Annotated in this window: 7 protein-coding genes; all 7 read left to right on the top strand. The window is 67.2% G+C overall.

Annotation, left to right across the window (positions count from 1 at the left end; translation table 11 throughout):
• Positions 1 to 1,269, top strand: a 1,269-nt coding sequence (locus tag AC1HIY_RS00270; RefSeq protein WP_479574700.1) for a Calx-beta domain-containing protein, incomplete at its 5' end; no start/stop codon positions are given.
• A 139-nt stretch (positions 1,270 to 1,408) separates the two neighbouring features.
• Positions 1,409 to 1,729, top strand: coding sequence for a LapA family protein (locus AC1HIY_RS00265; RefSeq protein WP_479574699.1), 321 nt, complete (start codon positions 1,409 to 1,411; stop codon positions 1,727 to 1,729).
• A gap of 41 nt (positions 1,730 to 1,770) precedes the next feature.
• Positions 1,771 to 2,565: a class I SAM-dependent methyltransferase gene (locus tag AC1HIY_RS00260; RefSeq protein ID WP_479574698.1), complete on the top strand. Its 795-nt coding sequence runs from the start codon at positions 1,771 to 1,773 to the stop codon at positions 2,563 to 2,565.
• 258 nt (positions 2,566 to 2,823) lie between these two features.
• On the top strand, positions 2,824 to 3,639 hold the full coding sequence (locus AC1HIY_RS00255; protein ID WP_479574697.1) for an amino acid kinase family protein: 816 nt from the start codon (positions 2,824 to 2,826) through the stop codon (positions 3,637 to 3,639).
• A 54-nt stretch (positions 3,640 to 3,693) separates the two neighbouring features.
• On the top strand, positions 3,694 to 4,518 hold the full coding sequence (locus tag AC1HIY_RS00250; protein WP_479574696.1) for an amino acid kinase family protein: 825 nt from the start codon (positions 3,694 to 3,696) through the stop codon (positions 4,516 to 4,518).
• On the top strand, positions 4,490 to 5,491 hold the full coding sequence (locus AC1HIY_RS00245) for an ABC transporter ATP-binding protein (RefSeq protein WP_479574695.1): 1,002 nt from the start codon (positions 4,490 to 4,492) through the stop codon (positions 5,489 to 5,491). Before AC1HIY_RS00250 ends, AC1HIY_RS00245 begins: the two co-directional genes overlap by 29 nt.
• A partial coding sequence (locus AC1HIY_RS00240; RefSeq protein WP_479574694.1) for an ABC transporter permease occupies positions 5,488 to 6,204 on the top strand: 717 nt, incomplete at its 3' end. The genes AC1HIY_RS00245 and AC1HIY_RS00240, both read left to right, overlap by 4 nt.

The raw sequence follows: 6,204 nt of genomic DNA, 5'->3' as shown, positions 1-6,204 counted from the left end.
GTGCAGTTCGAAGGCAGCGCCGCCGAGATCGGCGAGGCGGACGGCGCCGTGGCCATCACGGTGACGATCCTCAACCCCGACCCGGTGAACGACACCACCGTGGACGTGGCGCTCACCGGCGGCGACGCCACGAACGGCGTCGACATCGAGGCGTTCTCCACGACGACGCTCACCTTCCCCGCCGGAGACGCCGCCCCGCAGTCGTTCACCGTCACCGTCATCGACGACACGGAGGCGGAAGAAGATGAGACGCTCGTCTTCGAGCTCCAGAACGTAATGGGGGGCACGAACGCCGAGGCCGGCACGACGAGCACCTTCACCCTGACCATCCTCGACGACGACCGCGACCTCCGGCTGCCCATTGGCGAGGCGCGCGCGCTGCCGGACGGCTCGCGCGTGCAGATCGAGGGCATCGTGACCCGCGCTCGAGGCGCGTTCGCGTACGTTCAGGACGAGACCGGCGGCATGACGCTCCGGCAGACCGAAGGCCCGTTCTTCGACGCCATCACCTCGGGCGCCGTCGCACCGGGCGACTCGCTCTCCGTCACCGGCTTCCTCTCCGAGTTTGCCGCGTTGAAGGAGATCAACGAGGGCGACCTCGAAAGCTTCGAGGTGCTCTCGCGCGGGAACGACCTGCCCGAACCGGTGACGCTCACGCTCGAAGAGCTCGCCGCCAACGGGGAGATGTATGAGGCCATGCTCATCCGCACGAACCTCATCAATATCCTCGCCGAGGGCGTCTTCGAGGCTTCGACGACGTACGACGTCGAGGACGTGACCCTCGGGCCGGGCGTGGTCACGCTCCGCGTCCCGAACGCCGAGGACACCGCCGTGGACGGCCTCCCGATTCCCGCCGCAGCGATATTCGAGGGAGTCGTCGGGCAGTTCAGCTTCGGCGAACCCGACGTCGGCTATCAGCTCATGGCCATCGAGGAGACCGACGTCATGGAGGTCATCGTCGATGCCGTGGAGGACGACGCAACGCTGCCCGAGTCGTTCACCGTCAACGGCAACTATCCCAACCCGTTCAATCCCTCGACGACGATCCACTTCGACCTCCCGGCGCCCGCGCGGGTGACCATCGAGGTCTACGACGTGATGGGCCGCCGGGTGATGTCGCTTCCGGAGCAGGCCTTCTCTGCCGGGCGCGCCCGCACCGCCCGCCTCGACGCCGGGCGGCTCTCGTCGGGGGTGTACGTCTACCGCGTCATCGCCCGCATGGATGCTCAGACGCAGATCGGGACGGGGCTCATGACGCTGTTGAAATGAGTACGAAGATGCTCGGGCGCCCTGCGGGGACGCCGGACCGTTCGATCCGGCGTCCCCGCAGAGGTCAGGCGCACACACTGGAGCGTTGCGCCGATTGATGCGTTCCCCTGTCATCCCCTTTCCCTTCCGAAAGACTCCCATGCGTTTCGCACTCCTTCTCTCGCTCCTCCTCTCAGTCCTCGTGGCCGTTTTTGCGCTGCTCAATACGGCGGAGGTCACGGTCAATTTCGGGCTCTTCGAAGCCACGGGTCCCATCGCGCTCGTGGTCATCCTGACCTTCGTGCTCGGCGTCGTCGTCGGCGCGCTCGCGATGATTCCGGGTCGGCTGAAGCGGAGGAAAGAGCTTAAAGCGTTGAAGAAGATGATGCGCACGGCGCCGGGAGCGGAAGAGGCGTCTCCCATGGAGGCCGACGACCTCTCGATGCCGCCTCCGCCGCCGTACACCGCCCCGCCGCCGTGACCCTTTTCCTCCCGTCGTCTCGGGACGCCTCCCCTCCGTTCATGCTCTACGAAGATCAGGCCGAGCGATTCGATGCGCGCGCGGGACTGCCGTCCGGCGCAGCCGAGCGCATCGCTGAGGCGCTGGCGGACGCGGTCTCGCTGACGCCCGGGCAGACGCTCCTCGAAGTGGGCGCGGGCACGGGGGCGCTGAGTATGCCGCTCACGCGTCGGCCGATCCGGTACGTCGGCTTCGACCGCTCGCCCGCCATGCTCGCCGTCTTCCGTCGCCGTCTCGAGGCGGCGGGGCTTCGGGCCGAGCTCCACGTCGCCGACGGGAACGAGCGGTGGCCCGCGCCGGACGGGAGCGTATCGGTGATCTTCGGCGCGCGGGCGCTCCACCACCTCGCCGTCGAGCACGTCGTCGCCGAGGCGCGGCGGGTGGCGCGCCCGGAAGGCGCCTGGCTGGCCGTCGGCCGGGTGCGGCGGCCGAAAGACGCCGTGCCCTCCCTCCTGCGGCGCGAACTGCAGCGGCGGCTCCGGCTCCGAGGCCTCCCGGGCGCGCACCACGAAGCGCACACCGAGGCCGTCTTCGCTGCACTCGAGCGCGCGGGCGGACGACGCGCCCCCGCTCGAACGGCGGCGCGGTGGACCGCCCGGCGCAGCCCCGCAGACGCCCTCACGGCGTGGGCGCAGAAGGCGGGACTGGCCGGCCTCGACCTGCCGCCGGAGCGGAAAGCGCGCCTCCTCGACGAGCTCCGCGCGTGGGCCGAGGCCCGTTTCGGCAAGCTGGACGAACCCCGGACGCACGATGAGTTTTTCGAGATCGAGACTATCTTTTTTGATCCGGAGATGTGATATTTGACGATCGGAAATTCAGCGAGCCCGCCGCTCGCCGCGAAGCTCCTTCCGGCGTTTCCCGCCACCTTCGAAGCGCCCGGAGCGCAGGCTTCGCCCGGGATCTTTGCTCCCCCGGCTCCATTCGCCCCCTCCCGATCCCTGATCCGCCGATCTGCGGCCGGCCCTCTTCCCCGAAGAGCGGCTCGCAGTTGCCCTGTTCATGCGTCCCCTGACGTTTTCTTCTGAACCCCTTATCGCATCCATCCCCTCACTGCCATGCCCAACGAACTGCTGACGGCGCTCGGTCAATCGCTCATCTCCGGCAACCTGACCGATGCCGAGCTTCTTTCCCAGACTTCGCACACCCGGGTCATCCCCATCCTCCCCGAGGCCAACGTGCTCAAGATCGGCGGGCAGAGCTTCATCGACCGGGGGCGCTCTGCGGTGTTTCCGCTCATCGAAGAGATCGCGGCGAACCTCGGGACGCACAAAATGATGATCGGCACCGGAGCGGGGACGCGGGCGCGGCACGCCTACAGCGTCGGCATCGACCTCGGCATGCCGACGGGCGTGCTCAGCGTGCTCGGCACATTCGTGAGCATGCAGAACGCGCGGATGCTTCACTACCTCCTGGCCAAACACGGCATCCCCTTTATCGAGCCGGTGCAGTTTCCGCAGCTCCCGCTGTACCTCGAAGAGCGCGGAGCCGTCATCTTCTTCGGGATGCCGCCCTACACATTCTGGCAGCAAAACCCGAGCGTGGGTCGCATCCCTCCGCATCGCACCGACACGGGCGTCTTCCTCCTGAGCGAAGTGTTCGGGGCAAAGTCGATGATCTACATCAAAGATGAGGACGGCCTCTATACCGCCGACCCGAAGAAGGACAAGAACGCCCGTTTCATCCCGAAGATCAGCGTGCCGGAACTCCGTGAGATGGACCTTCAGGACGTGGTCGTGGAGCGGGCGGTGCTCGATTTCATGGAGAACGCCGAAACCCGTCGTTCCATTCAGGTCATCAACGGCCTCGTGCCGGGCAACCTGACGCGCGCGCTCAACGGCGAGCACGTCGGCTCCATCATCACGGCGGACTGAGCGGTCCCATCCCTTCCTTTTCCCGGATACTCAACCTTTCGAAACGAAAAAAACATGTCCTCTCAGAATCAGGATAAACGCCACCACGTCCAGTCGATGCTCATGCGCGAGAGCCTGCTCGACAAGGACGTGATGGCTTCTACGGAATCGCCGGTGGTGCGCATGTTGCCGGACGTGCATGTGCTCAAGATCGGCGGGCGCTCGATGATTGACGTGGGCCGGGAGTACCTGTATCCGGTCGTAGACGTGATCGGCGAGTTGCTCGAGACGGAGCACATCATTCTCGGCGTCGGCGGCGGCGTGCGGAGCCGTCATGTGTTCTCCATCGGTCTCGACCTCGGGCTTCCCACGGGCGTGCTGGCCCAGCTTTCGGTCGCCGACGCGCTCGGGAACGCGCACATCCTCGGCACGCTCCTGGCGCCCTACGGCGTCGTCGCCATCCCGCCGGAGATCTTCGGGCACCTGCTGCCCCTCTTCATCCACTCCGCGCCCGGCGTGATCTTCAACGGGGTGCCGCCGTACTCGCTCTGGGAGCATCCCCCGGGCATCGGACGCATCCCGCCCCACCGCACCGACGCGGGCTGCTTCATCCTCGCCGAATGCTTCGGCTGCAAGTCCGTCACGCTCGTCAAGGACGTGGACGGTCTGTACACGGAGGACCCGAAAGAGAACGCCCATGCCTCGTTCATCGACGCCATCGGGGCGAAAGCATTGAAAAAACGCGCCCTCAAAAGCCTTCCGTTCGATGAAGTCCTCCCGGATCTGCTCCTCAATGCCCGGCTCGTGAAGCAGTTTCAGGTGGTCAACGGAAAGGATCCGGAACGCATCAAAGCCGCCCTCCATGGAGAACATGTCGGCACCATCGTCTACGCCGATTGAGGACCGCCCCGCGCTCGTGGTGAAAGGTCTGAAGAAGAAGTATCGCGGGCGGGTGAAAGCCCTCCATAGCGTCTCTTTCCGGCTCGAACCGGGGCGCCTCATGGGCATTATCGGGAGCAACGGCTCCGGGAAGACGACGCTCCTGCGCATCCTCTTCGGCATCCTTGCCCCGGACGCGGGCGAGGTGCGCGTGCTCGGGCTGAGCCCGCGTCGTGACACGGCGGCGCTCCGTGCGCAGACCGGTTTCGCGGGGCAGGGCGCGACGCTCGACCCGGAGATGACCGGATGGGAGACGCTCCGCCTCTTTTATGCGCTCCGCGGCCTCCCCGCTCGCCGCCGGCGCGCCCGCCTCGAGGCGCTGTGCGAGACGTTCGGGCTGCGGGGGTTTGCCCGCCGGCGCGTCCGCTCCTTCTCCGGAGGCGAACGGCAGCGCCTGCACCTGGCCCTCGAGATGATGCACGAGCCGCGCCTGCTCTTGCTCGACGAGCCGACCTCCAACCTCGACACGAACGGACGCCGCGACCTGTGGGAGCGGCTCGCCCGGTGGCGCGACGAGGGGCGCACCATCCTCGTGGCCACGCACGACCTCGACGCCGCCGCCGCGACGTGCGACCGGGTGCTCCTCTTCAGCGAAGGGGCCCTCCTCGCCGACGGCGCCCCTCGTCTCCTGCTCGGCGCGTACAGCTTCGCCCGCACCGTCGTCACCATCGCCGAATGCGTGGACCGGCCGGGCGCGCTCCGCGAAGCGCTCACCGACCTGCCGGACGTGCGGTCGGTCGTCTTCGACTGCCACACCGTCACGCTCCTGCGCAAAAAGCATCCGGGACCCGAGGAGCCTTCCCTCGAAGTGTTCACCAGGCTCGGATACACCGTCCGGGGCTATGAACGCCGGGACCCCGACCTCGCCGATGCCTATCAGCGCCTCGTCCGCGCCTTCGAACCCTTCGAACGACGCCGGGGCCGCCGCGCATGAACACCACCGGCATCCATATCGCCCGCGAGACGGCCCTCCGCACGTGGCTCAAGACGCTCCGTCGGCCCGTGCCGCTCACGTTCTCTTTCGTCCAGCCGTTCCTCTGGATGCTCATCTTCGGCTTCCTCTTCCAGCGGTTCACCCTCGGCCCCGGCTATGAAGGCTTCGCGTACCTCGACTTCCTTCTGCCCGGCATCTGCGTGATGACCGTTCTCTTCGGCGCCTCGCAGGCGGGAGTGCTCTTCGTCCGGGACATGCAGACCGGTTTTCTCCAACGGATGGCCTATGCCTCGGCGCATCCCGGCTGGATGCTCACGGGCAAGCTCGGGGCGGACGTGCTCCGGTTGCTCGCACAGGCCCTCTTCGTCGCGCTCGCGGGCTTCCTCGTCGGGGCGCGCATGGATCCCGACCTCCAAACGCTCGGGCTCGCCGTGGTGGGGGTCGCCTGCTTCGCGATTGCATATGCGGGGCTCTCCTCGTGGATCGCGCTCAAGAGCAAGAATCAGGAGAGCATGGCCGTCTTCATCCACGTGGTCAACATGCCGTTGCTCTTCACGAGCACGGCGCTCGTGCCCCACCGGCAGATGCCCGAATGGCTTGCCGCCATCGCCCGGTGGAACCCGCTCACGCTCGTCGCCGACGGGTTGCGCGGTGCGCTGCTCTTTCACCGGGGGCCGGATCCGCTCACCGTGCTGCTGCCGCTTGCCGTGCTC

The sequence above is a fragment of the Rhodocaloribacter sp. genome (genome assembly GCF_056451265.1).
This window is presented reverse-complemented; position numbering and strand designations above follow the sequence as displayed.